The following is a 22705-nucleotide window of genomic DNA, read 5'->3' as shown; positions in this document are numbered from 1 at the left end:
CGTTGACTTTTGGCACGCTGTTGAGTTCTCAAGGAACGGACGCTTCCTTCGGTCCCGTTTCACCGGGGCCCTCCGGGCGCTTCCCTTCGTTTACTACTTTGTCCTGCTGTCTTGCGTTTCCGACTCTATCAGACTCTTTCGCGTCCGATTCCCGGTTGAAGCGGGTCCCGCATCTCTCACCTTCCAGGTTCTTCGCTTTCGCGTTTTCCCTTTCCGGCGAGTCCGACTTTACCAGACTCTCTTTCGTTCCGTTTCCGGTCCGAATTCGATTTCTGGTGGCCTGCGGAGTGACCTTGCCTTTCGGCGGATCCGACTTTATCAGAGATTCTGAGTCGGAATTCCCGCCCCGCTCGGGGTTCTCCAGGCGCACGAGTGCGCGCGGTGCTTCCCGTTCAGGCGGAGACGTAAACGTACTGGAGCGGGGCTCCCCGATGCAAATCGGGGAGCCCCGCTCCAGGTCAGGCGGTCGTGAGGGATCAGACCTCGACGACGACCGGAAGGATCATCGGGCGTCGGCGGTAGGTGTCGGACACCCACTTGCCGACGACCCGGCGGACCATCTGCTGGAGCTGGTGGGGCTCCATGACGCCGTCCTGCGCCGACTTGTCCAGGGCCTCCTGGATCTTCGGCGTGACGGCCACGAAGGCGCCGTCGTCGATGCCGGAGCCCCGGGCCTGGATGTGGGGGCCGCCCACGATCTTGCCGGAGGAGCTGTCGACCACGATGAACACCGAGATGATGCCCTCGTCACCGAGGATACGGCGGTCCTTGAGGGAGGTCTCGGTGACGTCTCCCACGGAGAGGCCGTCGACGTAGACGTAACCGGCCTGGACCTTGCCGACGATCTTCGCCTTGCCGTCGATGAGGTCGACGACCACGCCGTCCTCGGCGATCACGATGTGGTCCTTCGGCACGCCGGTGAGGGCGCCCAGTTCGGCGTTGGCGCGCAGGTGGCGCCATTCGCCGTGGACCGGCATCAGGTTCTTCGGCTTGCAGATGTTGTAGAAGTACAGCAGCTCGCCGGCCGAGGCGTGGCCCGAGACGTGGACCTTGGCGTTGCCCTTGTGGACGACGTTGGCGCCCCAGCGGGTCAGGCCGTTGATCACGCGGTAGACCGCGTTCTCGTTGCCCGGGATCAGGGACGACGCGAGGATCACCGTGTCGCCCGGGACAATCCGGATCTGGTGGTCGCGGTTGGCCATCCGGGAGAGGGCGGCCATCGGCTCGCCCTGCGAACCCGTGCAGACCAGCACGACCTCGTCGTCCGGGAGGTCGTCGAGGGTCTTGACGTCGACGACCAGTCCGGCGGGAACCTTCAGATAGCCCAGGTCACGCGCGATGCCCATGTTGCGGACCATCGAGCGGCCGACGAAGGCGACCCTGCGGCCGTACTCGTGTGCGGCGTCCAGGATCTGCTGGATGCGGTGCACATGGCTGGCGAAGCTCGCCACGATGATGCGCTTCTGGGCGTTCGCGAAGACCGTGCGCAGGACGTTGGAGATGTCCCGCTCCGGCGGCACGAAGCCGGGCACCTCGGCGTTCGTCGAGTCGGAGAGGAGGAGGTCGATGCCTTCCTCGCTCAGCCGGGCGAACGCGTGCAGGTCGGTGAGACGGCCGTCCAGCGGAAGCTGATCCATCTTGAAGTCACCGGTGGCCACGGCCATGCCCGCAGGGGTGCGGATGGCGACGGCGAGAGCGTCCGGGATGGAGTGGTTGACCGCGATGAACTCGCAGTCGAAGACGCCGATGCGCTCGCGCTGGCCCTCGGTGACTTCAAGGGTGTACGGGCGGATCCGGTGCTCCTGGAGCTTCGCCTCGATGAGCGCGAGGGTCAGCTTCGAGCCGATGAGGGGGATGTCCGGCTTCAGGCGCAGCAGGTACGGGACACCACCGATGTGGTCCTCGTGGCCGTGCGTGAGGACGATGCCCTCGATGTCGTCCAGGCGGTCCCGGATCGTGGTGAAGTCCGGAAGGATCAGGTCGATGCCCGGCTGTTCCTCCTCGGGGAAGAGGACGCCGCAGTCGACGATGAGCAGGCGGCCGCCGTACTCGAAGACCGTCATGTTGCGGCCGATCTCGCCCAGGCCGCCGAGCGGGGTGACCCGCAGGGCGCCCTTCGGGAGCTTCGGCGGGGTACCGAGTTCAGGATGCGGATGACTCAAAAGACTCTCCTTACCACGCACGCCACGTACCGCTGAGGCACGTGGCGCGCATGTCATTCGTGCACTTGCTGTTGTCTTGGGGTGGTGCTCGATGCGAGTCGCCTCGCGTGTTCAGTTGTGAAGTCTCTGTTCAAAAGAAGTCGGTGCTCAGAGCTGTACCCCACCGGCGGCGAGATCGATCTTGAGCTGAGCCGTCTCCTGGGCGCTGAGCTCCACCAGCGGCAGACGCAGCGGTCCGGCCGGGAGTCCCTGGAGGGTCAGAGCGGCCTTCGTGGTGATGACGCCCTGGGTGCGGAACATCCCGGTGAAGACCGGAAGCAGCTTCTGGTGGATCTCGGTGGCCTTCTGGACGTCGCCGCTCACGTACGCGTCAATCAGGGCCCGGAGCTCGGGGGTGACCATGTGGCCGACCACGGAGACGAAGCCGACCGCGCCGACCGAGAGCAGCGGCAGGTTGAGCATGTCGTCGCCGGAGTACCAGGCGAGTCCCGATTCGGCGATGGCCCAGCTGGCGCGGCCCAGGTCGCCCTTGGCGTCCTTGTTCGCGACGATCCGCGGGTGATCGGCCAGCCGGACGAGGGTCTCCGTGTCGATCGGCACCCCGCTGCGGCCGGGGATGTCGTACAGCATCACGGGCAGGCCGGTGGAGTCGGCGATGGCCGTGAAGTGCCGGAGCAGGCCCTCCTGCGGCGGCTTGTTGTAGTACGGCGTCACGGCGAGCAGCCCGTGGGCGCCGGTGCGCTCGGCCGTCCGGGCGAGCTCGACGCTGTGCCGGGTGTCGTTGGTGCCGATGCCGGCGACGACATGCGCTCGGTCGCCGACCGCTTCGAGCACCGCCCGTACGAGCTGGTCCTTCTCCGTGTCACTGGTGGTCGGGGACTCACCGGTGGTGCCGTTGACGATCAGACCGTCATTGCCTGCGTCCACCAGGTGGGCGGCGAGCCGCTGGGCACCGTCGAGGTCGAGAGCGCCGTCCGCCGTGAAGGGCGTGACCATAGCGGTGAGGACCCGCCCGAAGGGGGTCTGCGGAGTGGAGATCGGAGCCATGGGTAACACGCTACTCGCTGCTCAGCGCGCGGGGTCCCCTCGGGGGACGGGGAAGAGGAGCCCGGCACTGCCTGCTCGGGGGTTCAAGCAGTGCCGGGTCCGTTTGATCAGCCTAGATGAACTTCTCGAAACGCCGCAATACGGACACCGCCTACGGGGCTACCCGTCCATTTTTGTTGAAGGCCGCATGAGTGAGCGGCATGAGCTGCTGCCAGTGGGCTTCCATCTGCTCGCCGACCATCTCGATCTCGCGCTGCGGGAAGGACGGAACCTTCGCCAGCTCGTGCTGGGTGCGCAGGCCGAGGAAGTGCATCAGGGAGCGCGCGTTGCAGGTGGCGTACATCGTGGAGAAGAGGCCGACCGGCAGGACCGCGCGGGCGACCTCGCGGGCCACGCCCGCGGCCAGCATCTCCTGGTACGCCGCGTAGGAAGCCCGGTAGGACTCCTCCATGGCGCGGGTCGTCAGGTCGTACTGCTCCTCGGTCCCCTCGACGAACTCGTACTTGCCGGGGCGGCCCTGCTGGACGAGCTTGCGGGAGGTTCCGGGGACGTAGAAGACCGGGTCCAGCTCCCTGTAGCGGCCCGATTCCTCGTTGTACGACCACCCGACGCGGTGTCGCATGAACTCGCGGAAGACGAAGATCGGGGCGCTGACGAAGAACGTCATCGAGTTGTGCTCGAACGGGCTGCCGTGCCGGTCCCGCATGAGGTAGTTGATGAGCCCCTTGGAGCGCTCGGGGTCCTTGGTGACCTCTTCGAGCGACTGCTCGCCGGCGGTGGAGACCCGGGCGGCGAACAGCACGTCCGCGTCGCGCGCGTCGCTCTTCACCAGCTCGACGGTGACGTCGCTGCGGAAGTGGGGCTTTGCGGGTTCGGGGGTGTCGGTCACCGACAGGGGTCCTTCCAATGGCGTCGCTCTGGCGGCGACCACTTTACGGGCCGCCTGCGTGCGTGCACGCGGCGACCTCGGGGCAGCCGTTCGTGGAGTTCCCCCAACAAGTACGGCGATTCGGGCACCGATCCGGTCTCTCGTACGTCTGACTCATTAGCAGCACCCGTCACTGAGATCAAGGAGAGTTTCCTCATGTTCCGCCGGCGTGAAGCCGTCCCGTTCTCGTTCGTCGCCGAGTCCGACCGATTCCGCAGTAATGTCACTCCCCCTCCCTCGGCCCGCGCCACCGTTCCCGAGCTTCTGGGGCGGTCCCTCGTCGGGCTCACCGTGGTCGCCGGTCTCGTGGGCTCGCTGCTGCTGGGGCTCCCCGCTCTCGACTCCGAGCAGCCCCCCGCCCACGGCAAGCAGTCCGAGGCGTCTCAGGGTCGCTGACTCGTACGGACCCCCTGGGGTGGTCGGGCCGGTGGCACTCTCGGTAGCCTCACCGGGCACAGCAATCGAGCGTGCTTGTGAGTGAGGATGAGCCGTGCCCCTGCCCTTTCTGACGGCCGACCGCGCATTCGACGCGAGCGCGGAGGACGTCGCGCTGCCGTTCGACGACCACGACAGCTGGCGGCGGCCCTACCGCCCCGGCCCGTGGCGGGTCGCGGCGGCGGCCACCCTGTTGTTGCTGGCCTCGTTCGTTCTGCTCGCGGCCATGATCATCGGTGTGGCCGGAGCACCTTCGGGCGCCACCGTGTGCCTGGCCCTGGCCGGTGCGCTGATCGCCGCCGCCCTGCGGCTGCTGCGGGTCGGCGCTTGGGTCAGCCGTCACGGAGTGCGGCGTGTCGCGTTCCTCCGGACCACCACGGTGGCTTGGAGCGGCACGTCCGCGGTTCGTACGGTCCAGCAGCCCGTGAAGTGGATGGGTCTCCCCCGTACGGTCCAGGGCCAGGCGCTCGTCGTGGTCCGGCAGAGCGGTGAGACGCTGCCGCCGCTGACCACCGACCACAACGCGGACTTCCTCGGACGTGAGGAGGCGTTCGAGCGGGCCACGGACGCGGTGGAGGCCTGGGCGGACGAGTACCGCCAGGTGTGAGCCACCGCTTGTACGCGGATGAGCCCGGGACCCCGTGCGGGGTCCCGGGCTCATCCGCGTACGCGGGGAAGGATGCCCTCAGGCGCCGGACGGGCTGGACGGTGCGGCCGGGGTCGGTGGTGCCGGGGCGTCGGACGCGCCGGAGGGTGCGGGCTCGTCCGGCGGGGCCGACGCGCTCGCCGGGCCGGATCGGTGCAGTGCGATGGCCCTCTGCATCGCCTTGCGAGCTCTCGGCGTGTCCCTCGCGTCCTGGTAGGCGACCGCCAGCCTGAACCAGGTGCGCCAGTCGTCCGGAGCGTCCTCCGTCTCCTCGCGGCGCTTGGTGAAGACCGCGTCGGCGGCGTCCCGGTCGATGCGTCCGGACGGCGTGCGGGCCAGGTCGTCGACCGGCAGGCCGCCCTCCGCGTCCAGCTCTGCTGCCAGGGCGTTGGCGCGGCGGACGAACTGGGTGTTCTTCCAGAGGAACCAGACGCCGATCACCGGCAGGATCAGCACGGCGACCCCGAACGTGACCGTGACCAGCGTGCCGTGCCGGATGAGCATCAGGCCGCGGCTGCCGACCAGGACGAAGTAGAAGACCAGGACGGCGGCCGTGACGATGTAGGTGATCTTTGCGCGCATGAGGGGCTCAGTCAGTTCAGGTCGAGGAAGTGTTCCAGGCCGAACGTGAGGCCGGGAGTGGTCACCACACGGCGGACGCCGAGCAGGATGCCCGGCATGAAGCTGCTGTGGTGGAGGGAGTCGTGGCGGATGGTGAGGGTCTCGCCCTCGCCGCCGAGAAGCACTTCCTGATGGGCCAGCAGGCCGCGGAGCCGGATCGCGTGGACCGGCACACCGTCGACGTCCGCGCCGCGCGCGCCGTCCAGGGCGGTGGCGGTGGCGTCCGGCTGGGGCGCGCTGCCCGCCTCGGCGCGGGCCGCCGCGATGAGCTGGGCGGTGCGGATGGCGGTGCCGGAGGGGGCGTCGACCTTGTTCGGGTGGTGCAGTTCGACGACCTCGACGGACTCGAAGTAGCGGGCGGCCTGCTCCGCGAACTTCATGGTCAGGACGGCGCCGATGGAGAAGTTCGGGGCGATGAGGACGCCCGTCCCCGCGGAGTCGTCCAGCCAGGTGGTCAGCTGCGCGAGCCGTTCGTCGGTCCAGCCCGTGGTGCCGACGACGGCGTGGATGCCGTGCCGGACGCAGAAGTCGAGGTTGCCCATCACCGACGCGGGGGTGGTGAGCTCGACGACGGCCTGGGCGCCGGTGTCGGCGAGGATCTCCAGCTCGTCGCCCCGGCCCAGGGCCGCCACCAGCTCCAGGTCGTCGGCGGCCTCGATCGCGGTGACGGCCTCGGAGCCGATGCGGCCCTTCGCACCGAGAACGGCTACGCGCAGCTTGCTCATCTTGATTCCTTAAGGGATTAGGAGACCGCTTCGTGGAGGCGGTCCGCCTGCTTGTCCTTGAGCGGGCCGATGACCGAGAGCGAGGGGCGTCGGGTGAGGAGCTCGCCCGCCACCTCCCGTACGTCGTCGGGGGTGACCTCCGCGATGCGCGCGAGCATGTCGTCGACGGACATCTGCTCGCCCCAGCACAGCTCGCTCTTGCCGATACGGTTCATCAGCGCGCCGGTGTCCTCCAGGCCGAGGACGGTGGACCCGGAGAGCTGGCCGATCGCGCGGGCGACCTCGTCGTCGTCCAGACCGTGCGTGGCCACCCGGTCCAGTTCGTCGCGGCAGATCTTCAGGACGTCGTGGACCTGGCTGGGCCGACAGCCCGCGTACACCCCGAAAAGGCCGCAGTCGGCGAAGCCCGAGGTGTACGAGTACACGCTGTAGGCCAGGCCGCGCTTCTCCCGTACCTCCTGGAAGAGGCGGGAGCTCATGCCGCCGCCGAGGGCGGTGTTGAGGACGCCGAGCGCCCAGCGGCGCTCGTCGGTGCGGGCGAGGCCGGGCATGCCGAGGACCACGTGGGCCTGCTCGGTCTTGCGGTTCAGCAGCTCGACCTCGCCGGCGGTGCGCAGGGTGCGGGAGCCCTCGCGGGGCGCCATGGGGACGGCGTCCGTACGGGTGAGGGCGCCGGCCTTCTCGAAGGCCCTGCGGACCTGTCGTACGACCGTGGCGTGGTCGACGTTGCCGGCGGCGGCGACGACCAGGTGCGTGGGGTCGTAGTGCTTCTTGTAGAAGCGGGCGATCTGGCCGCGGTTCAGCGCGTTGATCGTGTCGACGGTGCCGAGGACGGGGCGGCCGAGGGGGGTGTCGCCGAGCATGGTGTGCGCGAACAGGTCGTGCACGCAGTCGCCCGGGTCGTCCTCGGTCATCGCGATCTCTTCGAGGATGACGCCGCGCTCGGCGTCGACGTCCTCGGGAGCGATCAGCGAGCCGGTCAGCATGTCGCAGACGACGTCGATGGCCAGCGGCAGGTCGGTGTCCAGGACCCGCGCGTAGTAGCAGGTGTACTCCTTCGCCGTGAAGGCGTTCATCTCCCCGCCGACCGCGTCGATCGCGGAGGAGATGTCGAGGGCGGTGCGCTGGGCGGTGCCCTTGAAGAGGAGGTGTTCGAGGTAGTGGGTCGCGCCGTTCAGCGTGGGCGTCTCGTCGCGGGAACCGACGTTGGCCCAGATGCCGAAGGTGGCGGACCGGACGGAGGGCAGGGTCTCGGTGACGATCCGCAGACCGCCGGGGAGGACGGTCCGGCGGACGGTGCCGATGCCGTCCTTGCCCTTGAGAAGCGTTTGGGTACGGGCGACGGCCCGCGCCTCCGAGGAGGTGCGGGCCGTCGTCGCGGAACTACGGGACGTCACTTGTCGGCGTCGTCCTTCTTCTCGTCCTCTTCACCCTCGACGACCGGGATCAGGGAGAGCTTGCCGCGGGAGTCGATCTCGGCGATCTCGACCTGGACCTTGGCGCCGACGGCGAGCACGTCCTCGACGTTCTCCACGCGCTTGCCACCGGCGAGCTTGCGGATCTGCGAGATGTGCAGCAGACCGTCCTTGCCCGGCATCAGCGAGACGAACGCACCGAAGGTGGTGGTCTTGACGACCGTACCCAGGTAGCGCTCGCCGACCTCCGGCATCGTCGGGTTGGCGATCGCGTTGATCGTGGCGCGGGCGGCCTCGGCCTGCGAACCCTGCTGGGCACCGATGTAGATGGTGCCGTCGTCCTCGATCGTGATGTCGGCGCCGGTGTCCTCCTGGATCTGGTTGATCATCTTGCCCTTGGGGCCGATGACCTCACCGATCTTGTCCACCGGGATCTTGACGGTGATGATCCGGGGGGCGTTCGGGGACATCTCGTCCGGAACGTCGATGGCCTCGTTCATGACGTCCAGGATGTGCAGACGTGCGTCACGGGCCTGCTTCAGCGCGGCGGCCAGGACCGAGGCGGGGATGCCGTCGAGCTTGGTGTCGAGCTGGAGCGCGGTCACGAACTGCTTCGTGCCGGCGACCTTGAAGTCCATGTCGCCGAAGGCGTCCTCCGCACCGAGGATGTCGGTGAGGGCGACGTAGTGGGTCTTGCCGTCGATCTCCTGCGAGATCAGGCCCATGGCGATACCGGCGACGGCGGCCTTGAGGGGCACACCGGCGTTCAGCAGCGACATGGTGGAGGCGCAGACCGAGCCCATGGACGTCGAGCCGTTGGAGCCCAGCGCCTCGGAGACCTGGCGGATCGCGTAGGGGAACTCCTCGCGCGAGGGGAGGACCGGCACGATGGCGCGCTCGGCGAGCGCTCCGTGGCCGATCTCGCGGCGCTTGGGCGAGCCCACGCGGCCGGTCTCGCCGACGGAGTACGGCGGGAAGTTGTAGTTGTGCATGTAGCGCTTGCGGGTCACCGGGGAGAGGGTGTCCAGCTGCTGCTCCATACGGAGCATGTTGAGGGTGGTGACGCCCAGGATCTGGGTCTCGCCACGCTCGAACAGCGCCGAGCCGTGCACGCGCGGGATGGCCTCGACCTCGGCGGCGAGCGTACGGATGTCCGTCACGCCACGGCCGTCGATGCGGACCTTGTCCTTGATGACGCGCTCGCGGACCAGCTTCTTGGTCAGCGAGCGGTATGCGGCGGAGATCTCCTTCTCGCGGCCCTCGAACGCCGGCAGAAGCTTCTCCGCGGCGATCTCCTTGACACGGTCCAGCTCGGCCTCGCGGTCCTGCTTGCCGGCGATGGTGAGCGCCCGCGTCAGGTCGGAGGTCACGGCCTTGGAGAGCGCCTCGAAGACGTCGTCCTGGTAGTCCAGGAAGACCGGGAACTCGCCGACCGGCTTGGCGGCCTTGGAGGCCAGGTCCGACTGGGCCTTGCAGAGCGCCTTGATGAAGGGCTTCGCGGCGTCCAGACCGGCGGCGACGATCTCCTCGGTGGGAGCCTCGGCGCCGTCCTTGACGAGCTGGATGGTCTTCTCGGTGGCCTCGGCCTCGACCATCATGATCGCGACGTCGCCGTCCTCCAGGACGCGACCGGCGACGACCATGTCGAAGACGGCGTCCTCGAGCTCGGTGTGCGTCGGGAACGCGACCCACTGGCCCTTGATCAGGGCGACGCGGGTGGCGCCGATCGGGCCGGAGAAGGGCAGGCCCGCCAGAATGGTGGAGCAGGAGGCGGCGTTGATCGCGACAACGTCGTACAGGTGGTCAGGGTTGAGCGCCATGATCGTCTCGACGATCTGGATCTCGTTGCGCAGCCCCTTCTTGAAGGAGGGGCGCAGCGGCCGGTCGATCAGGCGGCAGGTGAGGATCGCGTCCTCGGAGGGCCGGCCCTCACGGCGGAAGAAGGAGCCGGGGATCTTGCCGGCCGCGTACTGGCGCTCCTCGACGTCCACCGTGAGGGGGAAGAAGTCGAGGTTGTCCTTGGGCCGCTTGGACGCGGTGGTGGCCGACAGCACCATGGTGTCGTCGTCCAGATACGCGACGGCGGAGCCTGCGGCCTGCTTGGCCAGGCGGCCCGTCTCGAAGCGGATGGTGCGGGTGCCGAAGGTTCCGTTGTCGATAACGGCCTCGGCGTAGTGGGTCTCGTTCTCCACTAGTGATTTCTCCATACTCGTCGTCTTTCGTCCTCACGCCCGTGTGGCGGGGGACGGTGCGGGAGAGGCGCACCGTGGATGCGGGCCGGTCTTCGATCGAAGCTCCCGGGCATGTTCCCGGGGGCCACTACCGAGGACCGGCGGCGGCGTCGTCGCGCCTCTCCCTCGGTCTTGCGTTTCTGCGTTCTTGCGCTTTTCGCTCGCGCGTTCCCGCTGATGCGTTCTCGGGCGAGCGGGTGTCACTGCACCCAGGTTACTGAGCTTGACACCGGTCGTGCACGTACGGCAAAGGGAGCGGTCCCCTCAAGCGCGGGAACCGCTCCCTTCCCACAGCGTCCTTACTTGGCGCCGCCGGCCGCGCCACGGCGGATGCCGAGGCGGTCGACGAGCGCACGGAAGCGCTGGATGTCCTTCTTGGCCAGGTACTGCAGGAGGCGGCGACGCTGGCCGACCAGGATCAGCAGACCACGACGGGAGTGGTGGTCGTGCTTGTGCGTCTTGAGGTGCTCCGTCAGGTCCGAGATCCGGCGGGAGAGCATGGCGACCTGGACCTCGGGGGATCCGGTGTCACCCTCCTTCTGGGCGAACTCGGACATGATCTGCTTCTTCGTAGCGGCGTCGAGCGGCACGCGTACTCCTCTGTATGTTCGAAGCGCCCACGAGTGCCCCTGGTCTTGATCTCAGGGGAGCTTCCGTGACTCGGAGGCGAAGGTCCGATGAGCGCAGCCCCCAGGATGATCCGAGGACGCGTACACAAACGGCCACTGGACAGAGTACCAGCCATTCAGGTCACGCCTCACCGCTGGTCAGCCGCTGCTCGGCCGGCGCCCGCCCGCCGCTGACCGGCCGGCGCCCCCCGGTGATCATTCGGTGCCCTTCGGCGCCTTCTGGTGATCAGCTGGTGAGGGCGCGGATCGAGTGGTAGACGTCGAAGACCGCGAGGCAGAGCGGGAGCAGGGTCAGCAGGACGACCGTCTCGGCGATCTCCAGGAAGCGTCCCCAGAACGGGGTCACCCCCTTGCGCGGCACGATCAGGCCGATCGCGGTGATCAGGACGGCGACGCCCGCGACCGCGGCGGCGAGCCACACCGTACGGATGTCGAGTGCGGCGCCGTCACCCCGCAGCGCGTCGCGCACCAGGGCGACCGGCGGGTTGAGGGAGAGCCCCAGGCCCAGCAGGACGAGGGAGCCGAGGCCCGCGGCGAGCGCGCAGCCGACCTGGGCCGTGTAGCGGAACAGATGGGCGCGCATCAGCATGGCGACACCGGTGGCCAGGGCGAGCAGCTGACCCCAGACGTTGTTCGAGAATCCCAGCACCGCGGCGGCGGCCACGGCGACCAGGGCGCAGCCGCCGACCAGGCCGAGGAGCAGTTCATGGCCGCGCCGCGCCTGGGCGGCGAGGCGTACGGCGTCCACCGGGCCCGTGGCCGCGGGCTCGGAGGTCCCGTAGTCGCCGACCGTGGTGCGGGGCGGCTCGAACCCGATGGGCAGCCGGGCGAAACGGGTGGAGAGTCCCGGCAGGAAGGCGAGGGCCCCCACGGCGAGCGGGGAGCATACGGCGGCGGCCTCGATCGGCCTCATGTCGCTCAGGATCGCGATGAAGGTGACCAGGAGGCCGACAGCACTCGCGAAGACGAACGCGACGAACGGCCCGTCCCCGCCGGGCGCGACGATCATCAGAATGACCGCCACGACCAGGACCGCCGCACAGGCGAGCAGGAACTGCAGTCGTCCGATGCCCTGCCCGGCGCTCAGCGGCAGCAGACCGGAACCGGCCACCGCAGCGTTCACCAGGGCACCGGTGCCGAGCGCGATCGACGAGGCACGGTCGTCGTACACCCGCGCACGCACACAGGCGAAGGCGAGCAGGAGCAGGGCGACGACGGCCGCCAGAATTCCGGGCAGGCCGTTCATGTCGTGGCGCGGATCGGCCGTCCACAGCACGAAGCCGAGCAGCGTCAGCAGGACGGAACCGCCGAAGAGGCCGGCTCCGCGCATGAGGGCGTCGCCCCAGAGCGTGCGGTCCTTCGCCACGGCGGTGGCGACGGCGTCCGACACGTCGTCGAAGACGGCGGGGGGCAGTGATTCGGAGAAGGGCCGCATCGACAGCAGCTCACCGTCGAGAATGCGGTGGCCGGCGAGCGTACGGGCGCTGTCCAGGACGGTGCCGTCGCGGCGCACCAGGTGGTAGCCGACGGGTGCGCCGGGAGCGGGGCTCTGTCCGGACAGCCGGAGGATCTCGGGATACAGGTCGGCTACGGGGATGTCCTCGGGCAGGGCCACGTCGACCCGGCTGTCGGGCGCGACGACCGTGACCCGGCAGAATCCGGTTCCGCTGCCGGACGGGGTCCCGTGACTCTGCCGACCGGATCCGGTGGCTGCCGCTTGGGCCGTCATGGTCACCTGTTGCTCCCCCTAATGACTTGTCCTGCTGCTGTCCGCGCCGCTTCCGCCGGGTCGCGTCCGCTTCTGCCGGCAATCACACCGCCGGGACCACGGATCGCACCCCTCGTCCCGAATGACCGTCTTCTCGGATCAGTTAGCGGATGCGTACACGCGTCGCGACACCCTACCGCCATGGGACCGCCGCTTCGCCAGTAGGATCCTTCCCGCGGATGGAGCCCGTCGCCACGGGGGCGCCGATAGGAACACTTCCGTCCGGCAAGGGAATTGGTGAGCTGTGAGCCAGATCGTCGTCAAGCGCCCGCCGCGGGCCCTGCCCACCGAAGTGCCGGTCGAGCAGGTGCAGTTGCAACCTCCGCCGGAACTCCCCCGGGGCCAGCAGGAGGGGGCGCTGATGCAGCTCCTGCCGATGCTGGGCATGGGTGGTTCCGTCGTCTTCTTCTTCATGACGCCGAACCCGATCATGCGCATCATGGGCATGATCATGATTGCCTCGACGCTGGCCATGGCCATCGCGATGCTCGTGCGGTACCGACGCGGCACTCAGGGCGAACTGGCGGACATGCGCCGCGACTACCTGAAGTACCTGACGCAGACCCGGCGCGCGGTGCTGAAGACGGCCCGCAAGCAGCGGGACGCGCAGTTCTATCTCCACCCCTCTCCCGAGCAGTTGTGGGCGCTCGTCGCCGAAGGCAGCCGGGTGTGGGAGCGGCGTGCCGGTGACGCGGACTTCGCGCAGGTGCGCGTCGGGCTGGGCAGTCAGGAGCTGGCCACGCCGCTCATCGCGCCCGAGACGGCGCCCGTGGACGAACTGGAGCCGCTGGCCGCGGGGGCGATGCAGCAGTTCCTGGCGACGCACTCCACGCTGGACGGTCTGCCCATGGCCGTCTCGTTGCGGGCGTTCTACCACCTCACGATCAGCGGCCACGCGGATTCCGCGCGCTCCGCCGCGCGGGCCGTGGTCGGCGGGCTGGCCTCGCTGCACTCCCCCCAGGACCTGGTGATCGCGGTCGCGACCGGCACCGAGGCCGCGCCGCAGTGGGAGTGGGCGAAGTGGCTCCCGCACGCCCAGACCTCCGGGCCCGTGGACGGAGCCGGGAGCCGACGCCTCATCACCACCAGCGCCCTGGCCTTGGAGGAGCTGCTGGCGGGACGCCTGGAGGGCAGGCCACGCTTCCAGCCGGGCGGTCAGCCGCTCGTGGAGCAGCCGCACGTCGTGGTGGTCCTGGACGGCGAGTCGGTGCCCCCCATGTCGGTGCTCGCCTCGGCGGAGGGCCTTCAGGGCGTGACGGTCATCGAAGTGGTGCCGGGTGAGGTCACCGGGTCCCGCGGGGGCCTCTCGATCGTGGTGCAGCCGAAGTCGTTGCAGCTGGAGTCGGGCCAGGGGCTCGTCTACGACGGGGTGCCGGACCTGCTGAGCTACGAGGCCGCCGAGGCGCTCGCCCGCCAGCTGGCCCCGCTGCACATGGCCACCGGCGGGGACGACGACGAACCCCTGCTGGCCAACCTGGAGTTCACCGATCTGCTGAACCTGGGGGACGCCGCCTCGATCGAGGTCAGCCGGACCTGGCGGCCGCGATCGCAGGCGGAGCGGCTGCGGGTGCCGATCGGCGTGGGCGAGGACGGCGCGCCTGTGATGCTGGACCTCAAGGAGGCCGCCCAGGAGGGCATGGGTCCGCACGGTCTGTGCGTCGGCGCCACCGGTTCCGGCAAGTCGGAGCTGCTGCGTACGCTGGTGCTCGGCCTCGCCGTCACCCACACCTCGGAGACGCTCAACTTCGTTCTCGCCGACTTCAAGGGCGGCGCGACCTTCGCCGGTATGGCGCAGATGCCCCACGTCGCGGCCGTGATCACCAACCTCGCGGACGACCTGACGCTGGTCGACCGCATGGGTGACTCCATCAGCGGTGAGCTCAACCGCCGGCAGGAGATGCTGCGCGACGCGGGCAACTACGCCAACATCCACGACTACGAGAAGGCGCGCGCGGCCGGTGCGCCGCTGCAGCCGATCCCCTCGCTCGTCCTGGTCATCGACGAGTTCAGCGAACTCCTCACCGCCAAACCCGACTTCATCGAGATGTTCGTCCAGATCGGCCGTATCGGCCGTTCGCTGGGTGTGCATCTGCTGCTGGCCTCGCAGCGTCTGGAGGAGGGGCGGCTGCGCGGTCTGGAGACGTATCTGTCGTACCGGGTGGGTCTGCGGACGTTCTCGGCGGCCGAGTCCCGGGCCGCGATCGGTGTGCCCGACGCCTACCACCTGCCCAACGTGCCCGGTTCCGGGCTGCTCAAGTTCGGTACGGAGGAGATGGTGCGGTTCAAGGCCGCGTACGTCTCCGGGGTGTACCGCTCGGGCGCGCACCGGGCCGCCGCGCCGGGTGCGCCGCTTCCGGTGGACCGCAGGCCGGTTCCGTTCACGGCCGCTCCCGTTCCGGTGCGGTACGTCCAGCCGGCGGCGCAGCCCGGAGGCGTACCGGATCAGCGTGCGACGCAGGACGACGCGCTGGCGGACACGGTGCTCGATGTGATCGTGCGCCGTCTGGAGGGCCGCGGGGCCTCCGCCCACCAGGTGTGGCTGCCGCCGCTGGACAATCCGCCGTCGCTGGACGAGCTGCTTCCGGGACTGTCCCCGGTGCAGGGCCGGGGGCTGACGCAGCCCGGCTTCGAGGGAGCCGGCCGGCTGGTCGTGCCCCTGGGCGTCATCGACAAGCCGTTCGAGCAACGGCGCGACACCCTCTACCGGGACTTCTCCGGCGCCGCCGGACACATGCAGATCACCGGAGGGCCGCAGTCGGGGAAGTCGACGCTGCTGCGGACGCTCATCGCCGGCTTCGCGCTCACCCACACGCCGGAGGAGGTCCAGTTCTACGGCCTCGACTTCGGTGGTGGCGGTATGTCCTCGATCGCGGGTCTGCCGCATGTCGGCGGCGTCGCGTCCCGCCTCGACCCGGAGCGGGTACGCCGTACGGTCGCCGAGGTGTACGGCATCATGGCGCGGCGTGAGGAGTACTTCCGCAGTGCCGGGATCGACTCCATCGCCACGTTCCGCAGGCTGCGGGCGCGCGGTGACATCTCGGTGACGGACCAGCCGTGGGGTGACGTGTTCCTGGTCATCGACGGGTGGGGCAGCTTCCGGACGGACTACGAGGCGCTGGAGACGGCCGCCACGGACATCGCGGCCCGCGGGCTGGGCTACGGCATCCACCTGATCGTCACGGCGTCGCGTTCCATGGAGGTGCGGGCCAGTCTCAAGGACCACCTCATGAACCGCCTGGAGCTGCGGCTCGGCGACGTGATGGACTCCGAACTGGACCGCAAGGTGGCGGCCAACGTGCCCGCCGGGGTGCCGGGCCGCGGCCTGACCCCGGAGAAGCTGCACTTCATGGCGGCGGTGCCGCGGATCGACAGCATCAACTCCGACAGCGACCTCTCCGAGGCCACCGCGGCGATGAACCAGGAGGTCGCCCGGCACTGGACGGCCGCGCCCGCCCCGGGGGTGCGTCTGCTGCCGCGCGCGCTGCCGGCGAGCGAGCTCCCGGCCGGCTACGCGGTACCGGAGCGGGGTGTCGCCTTCGGCATCGACGAGAACAACCTGGAGCCGGTGTTCTTGAACTTCGAGCAGGATCCGTTCTTCCTGGCGTTCGGCGAGAGCGAGTCCGGGAAGTCCAACCTGCTGAGGTTGCTGATCAAGCAGCTGACCGAGCGGTACGACGGCGATTCCTGCAAGCTCTTCGTCATCGACAACCGGCGTTCGCTGCTCGATGTGACCCCGCGGTCGCACCTGGCGGAGTACATCCCGATGTCCAACAACATGGAACATCACATGGCGGCGCTGCACGACCTGATGAAGCGCCGCACACCGTCCGCCGACGTCACGGCGCAGGAGCTGCGCGACCAGAGCTGGTGGCAGGGCCCCACGGTGTACGTCGTCATCGACGACTTCGACCTGGTCTCCACGTCGAGCGGCAACCCGCTCTCGGCGATCACGGAGCTGCTGCCGTTCGCCCGCGACGTGGGCGTCCGCTTCATCATCGCCCGCAACACGGCGGGGGCCAGCCGGGCCCTGTACGAGCCCTTCCTCCAGCGCATGATCGAGCTGGGCGCACAGGGCGTGATGCTGTCGGGCGACCCGAACGAGGGCGACATCCTCGGCAACGTACGACCGCGCCCGATGCCTGCGGGCCGGGGCATCTTCGTCACCCGGCGCCGGGGGAACCCGTTGGTGCAGACGGGGCTGATGGAGGGGTAGCGGCGGGCCGCTGCGGCAGGGGCGGGGGCGGGAGGCACGGATGGTTCGTGCTTCCCGCCCCCGCCTCCGCTCCGACGCTCTTGAGCAGGCCCGGCTCGGCTTCGGGGTACAGCTCAGGGTGGACACCTCCCGCGCGTGTCCACCCTGATGTGCAGTGCATTGCTGTGTCTGTGTCTGTGTCTGTGTCTGTGGTGCTTTTGTGCTGGGTCGAACTTCGTCAGAAGTTCGCTACTGCTCTCGAACTCTGTTAGAAGTTCGCTGCCGCCCGCTTGTCACCGCTGCGGTAGATGGGCGACGCCTCGCTTACCTTGTTGGCGATTTCCTCAAGGTTGGCGCGGATGGCGTCGGCGTCGGTCCTCCACCTGTTCTGGGCGGCGGTGTAGGCCTGCTTCGCCTCGCCCTCCCACACTTCCGAAACCTTCGCGATCATGGCCTGGATCTCTTTGAGGTCCATGTCGAGCTGCTTCGCCTGCTTCTTGATCTCACCGGCCGCGAGATCAAGGCTCGCGTAAGTGACGACCGTCGTACCGTCGTTGGTTCCCATGCGTTCCTCCGCTGCTTTCGAGTTACGGGATAAGGGTCAGAAGCTGTTCAGGCTGGAGGACTGTTCCTTCGCGCTGGTGTTGTGGCCGTCGACGACGTCCACACCCGCGAGGGCCTGCCGGATCTCGTCCTCGTTGTCGCCCGAGATGGTACGGGCGGCCTTGATGGACTCCTGGAAGCGGACGAGCTGCTTGGCCAGGCTGACCATGCGGTTGTTGATCTCGGTCTGCTTCTGGTTGAAGTGGTTGGCACCGATGCCCTGCCACTTGCCTTCGAGGTTGTCGATCGTCGCGTGGAGCTGCCGGAGCTGCCCCTTCACCGAGTCGAACTTGATGCCGAGGTCACCCTCGAGCTTCAGGAGTGCGGCATCTGAGACCTTCTGATCTGCCATGGTTCTCTTTCCCTTTCGGTTGGTTCTTCCAGGCCGGCATGGGTCGTCGGCCGGTACCTGCGGTACGTGCGGTACGTACGGTCAAGCGGCCTTACGCCTGCGGACCACGGCGTAGGCCACTCCTCCGAGCACGACCACAACAGCGGCCACTCCGAGGATCAGGCCCAACTGGCTTTCGTCCCCCGAGGACTTGGCTTCTTCCGCCGCTACGGGCTTCTCGCCCTCCGCGCCGTTCTTGGCGGGCTGCGGCGAGGCGGAGGTCGAGGCGTCGGGCTGCTTGGACGAGTCGGCGGGGCCGGTCGTCCTCTCCTTGGTGAGCGGGCTGATGTCCGGGTCGCCGGGGTCGCCCTTGCCCTTGAGGACGTTCATCGAAGGGCGGATCAGACCGTGCCCGAGGTAGTTGCTGGTCTCGCCCTTCTTCCAGTCACGGCCAGCCGTGTCGAAGAGGACGTTGAGTACCTGGTTGGCGGTCCAGTCGGGGTGGAGGGACCAGACGAGGGCGGCAGAGGCGGAGGCGATGGCGGTGGCGGCGCTGGTGCCGCCGTCGCCGTCGCAGTAGCTCTTGAAGGAGTTGTCGCACCACCCGGGAACGTCGCTCCCAGGGGAAGCAACGTCTACAGAACCCGAGTGCTGCGAATAGTAGGAGACCTTCCCCTTGCGATCCGCCGAGGCCACACCCACTACCTCGGGGTACGAGGCCGGATATACTCGCGTGTTCGACTCATGCCCCTCGTTTCCGACGGAAGCAAGGAACAACTTACCTTTACTTTCGGCATATTTGACCGCTTCACGATTCGAATCCAGGTAGCGGTCACTACCGAACGACATGCTGATGATCTGCGCATCAGTTTCGGCCGCGGCTCGAATAGCTTTCGCAGTGTCACTGAAGATGGTGGAGTTCTTCTTCATGAAGTCGCCATCGCTCATTCGCACAGGGATGATCTTGGCTCCCGGGGCAAGACCCTTCAAGCCGCCTCCCTCGCCTGTCCCGGCGATCAGCTCGGCCATCGTTGTGCCATGACCGTGGTAGTCGTCGGTTTCCTCGCCCGGTGCCCCGGTTACGTCGACGCCCTTGAGTACTTGTCCCTGCAGCGATGGCGTGGACGGGTTCACACCCGTGTCGATAACAGCGACTTTGACGCCTTCCCCGGTCGTGACCTTCCACATGTCCTCAGCCTGCATCGCGCTGAGGTACCACTGCTTCGACTGTGTGTCGGCTGCGGCAGGTTGCGCCGCACCGACGAACACCACACTCCACGAAGCGGCCACAGCCAGCGCGCCGAGCACACGCACGCGCCTCTGAGCTCGGCCCATTCCTGCTGTCATACCGGCTTCCGCACCTTCCCTGGGGCTGCTACTCGACCACCGGCGGCACGGCCCCGCGCCGCCCGGCATTCCACGTCTCTTCGTCTTCCGTCAGGTAGTCGGGACGGGGCGAACCGTTGTCATCGTCATCCCGGCCGGATTTCTGCCTACCGGCAGGACCACGTACGAGGCCTGTCCCGCCAGATGTGAAGCCCTTGGCGTTCGAGCCAGCGGAGGCGGCCGTGCGGGGAGCGCCCACGACTCCGTTCGCGCCCGAAGCCTGACCGGGACGACCGCCAGGGCGGGAAGTGGCAGCTGCTGCTCCACGCCCTCCAATCACTCCTCGCTGGCCGGAAGCTCCGGCAACGGCTCTGCCCTGAGGCGCGTTCTGAGGAGTTCCACCGACGATGCCATTCCTGCTTCCCGCGCCAGGTGCGCCGACTGTGGACGCACCGCCCTGGCCGGTAGCCGGTCGTCCGCCTGTCGCAGTGGAACGACCGGTAATCGGCGACTGCGGGCCGACCGGCGGACGGCCGGTGGACGGTCCCCCACCACCCCCCATGGCAGTGGGGCGACCGACCGGGGACCCGCCAGGTCCCTTGGCTACGGGACCTCCCCCTGTGGGCTGAGCCTTGCCCACACCCAGGCCGGTCTGGTTCACCGTCCGTTGCGTCAAAGGCCCTGCCGTACGCGACGGGTTTCCCTGCCTGGTGGTCATGAGGGGAGGCGGCGGCACTGCCGTCGGCGGCATCACGGGCGGACCCGTCGTCGGCGTGGGAGACGGTAGCGGTGGCGGGCTGGCGACCGCCGGCGGAGCCTTGGGAGGCGCGACGCTGTTGATTTCCGTAGCCGTTCCCCTGTCTGCCAAGGGCGCTGAGCTGAGGGCCTCAGCCTGTGACCAGTCGGCTGCAGCTACTGAAGTAGAGTCCCCCGCTACGGTGCGGCCTGAAGAGTCTGAACCTGCACTTCTGCCGAGAGCCTCGGAGCCAACGCTGGGAGTCCGGGACGAGGGCCCTTCGATGGGGTCCTTGTACGGCCTCGGCATTTCGATATCGAGGTTCTTCCCGAACCGCGGCGGCTCCTGCCCCGCCAGCACCTCCTCGGAGACCGAGTAGTACGACGCCAGCCGGTTGACCTGGTTGATGGCCTCCTGGCGGTTCTTCTCCACCTTGACGGCGGCCTCGTACTCTGGGTTGGCCTCGATCCGGGCCGGGAACTCGATGTCGTCCGGCATCTTACGGACCAGCCGGCTGTCGCGCGGCGGCATGGCGCTCTTCACCGACGCCAGGCCGGTACCCGCGACCGTGATCTGGGTGCCGGCCGCGTCCGCGAAGTCGCCCAGTTTCTCGGCGTGGGCGACCAGGCCCGTACCGAAGGCTCGGAAGGCCGTGCCGGACTCACCCTGCCAGTCGACCCCCTTGAGGTGGTCCTTCAGTTCCTTCGCCGCGCGCCGGATGGCGTCTCTGGCCTTCCAGAGGGCCTCCCCCGCGCTCTCCAGATGTTCCGGGTTGGAGGTCTCCACCAGGTCGATGATGGCGTTGAGCTCGTGTCCCTCGAAGGAGGTACGGCCTCCGGTGCGAGGGTTGCCGAAACCGAAGGATGCCATGACCCGGCCGACCGTCTCGGTCATGTCCGTGACGACGATCTGGGTCTGGACCCGTCCCTCGTCCTGCTGGTGCTGCTCGGCCGGAGTCAGGTTCGGCTGCTTCTCGTCGCTCATTCCGCTGCCCACCCGGAGTCCGACTGCTGGTCATTGTTGGTCTGTTCAGGCTTCGCCTGCTCGGACTTCGCGTGCTTCTCGCGCTCCGCGTCCATCCGGTTCTGGATCTCGTAGAACCGCCGCCTGATGTCGTCCTCGACGTTGTCGAAGCCGACGGCCGCCGCGTGCACGCCCAGGCTCAGGTACTCGATCTGGTCGCCGAGAGACTTGGAGAGCGAGACGAGGGAGGAGTGGACCCGGTTGTACTGGGTGTAGAGGCCGTCCGCCTCGGCGAAGCGTGCGTTCGGGCCGCTCAGTGAGGCCCGCGAGACCTTCTGGTCGGCGACCTTCGTCTTGCTGGCCGCCGAGCCCTCGAAGTCCGCCAGCAGGGCGTCTACACGACTCTTGAACTTCTCCAGCGCACCCACTCCGCGCCTGAGGTCACCCGTACCGCCACCGCCACCTGGATCGGTCACAATGCCGTCCTCCCCGTTCCGCATCCCCGTTTGCTCGGATCGTCCCGCGTTGCTATCGCACTGACGCGATCCGATCCGATCTCATCCCGACAACTCTAGTCACTGTGTACGACAGCGCCAATCGACTTGGGAGTCACGTGACTTGTCTCATGACCGACTCTTCGCTCTCCTTCACCGTTCTTCGCCGTTCCCGTCGTCATGCCTCGCCCGCCACGCGCCCCGGGCGTCTCCGCTTGTCCCTCACCGCCACAGCCGTACCCGCGATGGCCGCGACCAGGGCGCCACCGCCGACCATGACGTACGTCGCCAGGCGCGCGTTCCGCTCGTCGGCCGTTTCGCCCAGATGGAGTTCGGCGGGAGTGGGGGCTTTGCCCTTGCTCATCCCTTCGCTCGCGACCGGGCGGTCGATCGGCTTGTCGTCCTCGGTGAGGGCGCGAACCGGGTCGACCACGCCCCAGCCGACCAGGATGTCGTGGCCCGCGACCGAGCGTTCCGCCGTCTGCTGCATCTGCGCGACGATCTGCTGCTGCGTCCAGTCGGGGTGCTTCGCCTTGATCAGGGCGGCGACCCCCGCGACGTACGGGGCGGAGAAACTGGTTCCGTTGTCGGCGCAGTGTCCGCCGCCGGGGACCGTGGAGACCATGTCCACCCCCGGGGCGGCGATGCCGACGAAGTCGCCGGACTGCGAGAAGGCCGCCCTTTCGTTGTTCCGGTCCGAGGAGGCGACGGCGAGTACGCCCTTGAAGGACGCCGGGTAGGTCTCCTTGACGTTGCCGCCGAGCCCGTCGTTGCCGGCCGAGGCGACGACCACGACGTCCCGGGCGAGAGCGTTGTCCACGGCCTGCCGCAGTTCCGCGGACGGCTTCACGGCGTCGGCGGTGTCCTGGGAGATGTTGATGATGTCCGCGTCCGCGTCGTTGACGGCGTACTGGATCGCTCGGGCGAGGCTGTCGGCCGTTCCGTGGCCCTCGGCGTCGTTCTGCTGGATCGGGATGATGGTCGCGTCGGGGGCCAGGCCGCTGAAGCCTGTGCCCTTCATCTCGCGCGCGGCGATGATGCCGGCGACCTTGGTGCCGTGGCCCACGGTGTCCGTGGTGCCGTTCTCCTTGCCGCGTTCGATCTTCGTTCCGTCTTCGTTCTTGAGGCCCTTCGGCAGGAAGTTGCGGCCCGCCCGGGTGTCCACGGCAGGCTTGAGCTGTTTGTTCCTGACGTCGACTCCGGTGTCGATGACCGCTACGCGTACGCCCTTGCCGGTGGACTGCTTCCACACCTCGTCCAACAGGACGCGCTGCAACGCCCAGGGCCGGCCCGGGTAGTTCTTCGAGGGGAACGTGCACTGGGTCGAGTCGTCCGCGGCCGCCGGGAGCGCCGGCAGGGTGACGACGAGGACGGCCGCCGCCGCCGTGGCGATGAGCAGGCGGCGGGCCGGCCCGTGGAGGTCGTGGTCGTGGATCGCCATGTCCGTGCCCCG

General features: G+C 68.5%; 18 protein-coding genes. 3 read left to right on the top strand and 15 right to left on the bottom strand.

Annotated elements, in window-relative coordinates:
* Positions 1–476: 476 nt before the first annotated feature.
* The 3 genes from ACH4RG_RS10880 to thyX all read right to left on the bottom strand — a co-directional run bounded on the left by ACH4RG_RS10880 (position 477) and on the right by thyX (position 4098).
* A complete protein-coding gene (locus tag ACH4RG_RS10880) occupies positions 477–2162 on the bottom strand; it encodes a ribonuclease J (RefSeq protein ID WP_210936229.1) in 1686 nt (561 codons plus the stop codon).
* 147 nt (positions 2163–2309) lie between these two features.
* Complete coding sequence (dapA, locus tag ACH4RG_RS10875) at positions 2310–3209, bottom strand: 4-hydroxy-tetrahydrodipicolinate synthase (protein ID WP_018960639.1); 900 nt, start codon at positions 3207–3209, stop codon at positions 2310–2312.
* 151 nt (positions 3210–3360) lie between these two features.
* A complete protein-coding gene (gene thyX, locus ACH4RG_RS10870; RefSeq protein ID WP_397923802.1) occupies positions 3361–4098 on the bottom strand; it encodes an FAD-dependent thymidylate synthase in 738 nt (245 codons plus the stop codon).
* Between the two features lie 195 nt (positions 4099–4293).
* On the opposite strand from thyX, the gene ACH4RG_RS10865 reads away from it, so the two are divergent.
* A complete protein-coding gene (locus ACH4RG_RS10865; protein WP_397923804.1) occupies positions 4294–4533 on the top strand; it encodes a hypothetical protein in 240 nt (79 codons plus the stop codon).
* 94 nt (positions 4534–4627) lie between these two features.
* Complete coding sequence (locus tag ACH4RG_RS10860) at positions 4628–5179, top strand: hypothetical protein (protein WP_397923806.1); 552 nt, start codon at positions 4628–4630, stop codon at positions 5177–5179.
* A 78-nt stretch (positions 5180–5257) separates the two neighbouring features.
* Here ACH4RG_RS10860 and ACH4RG_RS10855 read toward each other — a convergent pair whose 3' ends face one another.
* From ACH4RG_RS10855 to eccD, 6 genes are all read right to left on the bottom strand, one after another.
* The gene (locus tag ACH4RG_RS10855; RefSeq protein ID WP_398539372.1) at positions 5258–5800 is read right to left on the bottom strand and encodes a hypothetical protein; all 543 of its coding nucleotides are present in this window, start codon (positions 5798–5800) and stop codon (positions 5258–5260) included.
* An 11-nt stretch (positions 5801–5811) separates the two neighbouring features.
* Positions 5812–6564, bottom strand: coding sequence for a 4-hydroxy-tetrahydrodipicolinate reductase (gene dapB / locus ACH4RG_RS10850; RefSeq protein ID WP_397923810.1), 753 nt, complete (start codon positions 6562–6564; stop codon positions 5812–5814).
* Positions 6565–6581: 17 nt separating this feature from the next.
* Complete coding sequence (locus ACH4RG_RS10845; protein ID WP_398539371.1) at positions 6582–7961, bottom strand: M16 family metallopeptidase; 1380 nt, start codon at positions 7959–7961, stop codon at positions 6582–6584.
* Positions 7958–10171, bottom strand: coding sequence for a polyribonucleotide nucleotidyltransferase (locus tag ACH4RG_RS10840; RefSeq protein ID WP_397924299.1), 2214 nt, complete (start codon positions 10169–10171; stop codon positions 7958–7960). Before ACH4RG_RS10840 ends, ACH4RG_RS10845 begins: the two co-directional genes overlap by 4 nt.
* 338 nt (positions 10172–10509) lie before the next feature.
* A complete protein-coding gene (gene rpsO / locus ACH4RG_RS10835; RefSeq protein WP_003965855.1) occupies positions 10510–10800 on the bottom strand; it encodes a 30S ribosomal protein S15 in 291 nt (96 codons plus the stop codon).
* A 265-nt stretch (positions 10801–11065) separates the two neighbouring features.
* The gene (gene eccD / locus ACH4RG_RS10830; RefSeq protein ID WP_397928962.1) at positions 11066–12568 is read right to left on the bottom strand and encodes a type VII secretion integral membrane protein EccD; all 1503 of its coding nucleotides are present in this window, start codon (positions 12566–12568) and stop codon (positions 11066–11068) included.
* 283 nt (positions 12569–12851) lie between these two features.
* Here eccD and eccCa point away from each other — a divergent pair, with 283 nt between their 5' ends.
* Complete coding sequence (eccCa, locus tag ACH4RG_RS10825) at positions 12852–16820, top strand: type VII secretion protein EccCa (protein ID WP_397923814.1); 3969 nt, start codon at positions 12852–12854, stop codon at positions 16818–16820.
* Between the two features lie 247 nt (positions 16821–17067).
* Here eccCa and ACH4RG_RS10820 read toward each other — a convergent pair whose 3' ends face one another.
* The 6 genes from ACH4RG_RS10820 to mycP form a co-directional block, all read right to left on the bottom strand.
* Positions 17068–17364 carry a WXG100 family type VII secretion target gene (locus ACH4RG_RS10820; protein WP_274033898.1) on the bottom strand — a complete coding sequence of 99 codons (297 nt, stop codon included), beginning with the start codon at positions 17362–17364 and terminating at the stop codon, positions 17068–17070.
* 36 nt (positions 17365–17400) lie between these two features.
* Positions 17401–17754, bottom strand: a complete 354-nt coding sequence (locus tag ACH4RG_RS10815) for a WXG100 family type VII secretion target (RefSeq protein ID WP_397923816.1) — start codon at positions 17752–17754, stop codon at positions 17401–17403.
* Between the two features lie 81 nt (positions 17755–17835).
* A complete protein-coding gene (locus ACH4RG_RS10810) occupies positions 17836–19080 on the bottom strand; it encodes a S8 family serine peptidase (protein WP_398539370.1) in 1245 nt (414 codons plus the stop codon).
* Positions 19081–19108: 28 nt separating this feature from the next.
* Positions 19109–20779 (bottom strand): hypothetical protein, encoded by a 1671-nt coding sequence (locus ACH4RG_RS10805; RefSeq protein ID WP_398539369.1) that lies wholly within the window; start codon positions 20777–20779, stop codon positions 19109–19111.
* A complete protein-coding gene (locus ACH4RG_RS10800; protein WP_398539368.1) occupies positions 20776–21258 on the bottom strand; it encodes a hypothetical protein in 483 nt (160 codons plus the stop codon). Before ACH4RG_RS10800 ends, ACH4RG_RS10805 begins: the two co-directional genes overlap by 4 nt.
* 172 nt (positions 21259–21430) lie before the next feature.
* Positions 21431–22693 carry a type VII secretion-associated serine protease mycosin gene (mycP, locus tag ACH4RG_RS10795; protein WP_397923824.1) on the bottom strand — a complete coding sequence of 421 codons (1263 nt, stop codon included), beginning with the start codon at positions 22691–22693 and terminating at the stop codon, positions 21431–21433.
* Positions 22694–22705: the final 12 nt, after the last annotated feature.

It is taken from the genome of Streptomyces sp. NPDC021019 (genome assembly GCF_044333295.1).
GTDB lineage: Bacteria > Actinomycetota > Actinomycetes > Streptomycetales > Streptomycetaceae > Streptomyces.
Note: the sequence above shows the minus strand (reverse complement) of the source record. Positions and strands in the feature narration are given on the sequence as shown.

Coding starts and splice junctions, on each gene's coding strand:
- dapA (WP_018960639.1), bottom strand. CDS start 3,209: ATGGCTCCGATCTCCACTCCGCAGACCCCCTTCGGGCGGGTCCTCACC.
- ACH4RG_RS10865 (WP_397923804.1), top strand. CDS start 4,294: ATGTTCCGCCGGCGTGAAGCCGTCCCGTTCTCGTTCGTCGCCGAGTCC.
- ACH4RG_RS10855 (WP_398539372.1), bottom strand. CDS start 5,800: ATGCGCGCAAAGATCACCTACATCGTCACGGCCGCCGTCCTGGTCTTC.
- dapB (WP_397923810.1), bottom strand. CDS start 6,564: ATGAGCAAGCTGCGCGTAGCCGTTCTCGGTGCGAAGGGCCGCATCGGC.
- eccD (WP_397928962.1), bottom strand. CDS start 12,568: ATGACGGCCCAAGCGGCAGCCACCGGATCCGGTCGGCAGAGTCACGGG.
- ACH4RG_RS10820 (WP_274033898.1), bottom strand. CDS start 17,364: ATGGGAACCAACGACGGTACGACGGTCGTCACTTACGCGAGCCTTGAT.
- ACH4RG_RS10815 (WP_397923816.1), bottom strand. CDS start 17,754: ATGGCAGATCAGAAGGTCTCAGATGCCGCACTCCTGAAGCTCGAGGGT.
- ACH4RG_RS10810 (WP_398539370.1), bottom strand. CDS start 19,080: ATGACAGCAGGAATGGGCCGAGCTCAGAGGCGCGTGCGTGTGCTCGGC.
- ACH4RG_RS10805 (WP_398539369.1), bottom strand. CDS start 20,779: ATGAGCGACGAGAAGCAGCCGAACCTGACTCCGGCCGAGCAGCACCAG.
- ACH4RG_RS10800 (WP_398539368.1), bottom strand. CDS start 21,258: ATGCGGAACGGGGAGGACGGCATTGTGACCGATCCAGGTGGCGGTGGC.
- mycP (WP_397923824.1), bottom strand. CDS start 22,693: ATGGCGATCCACGACCACGACCTCCACGGGCCGGCCCGCCGCCTGCTC.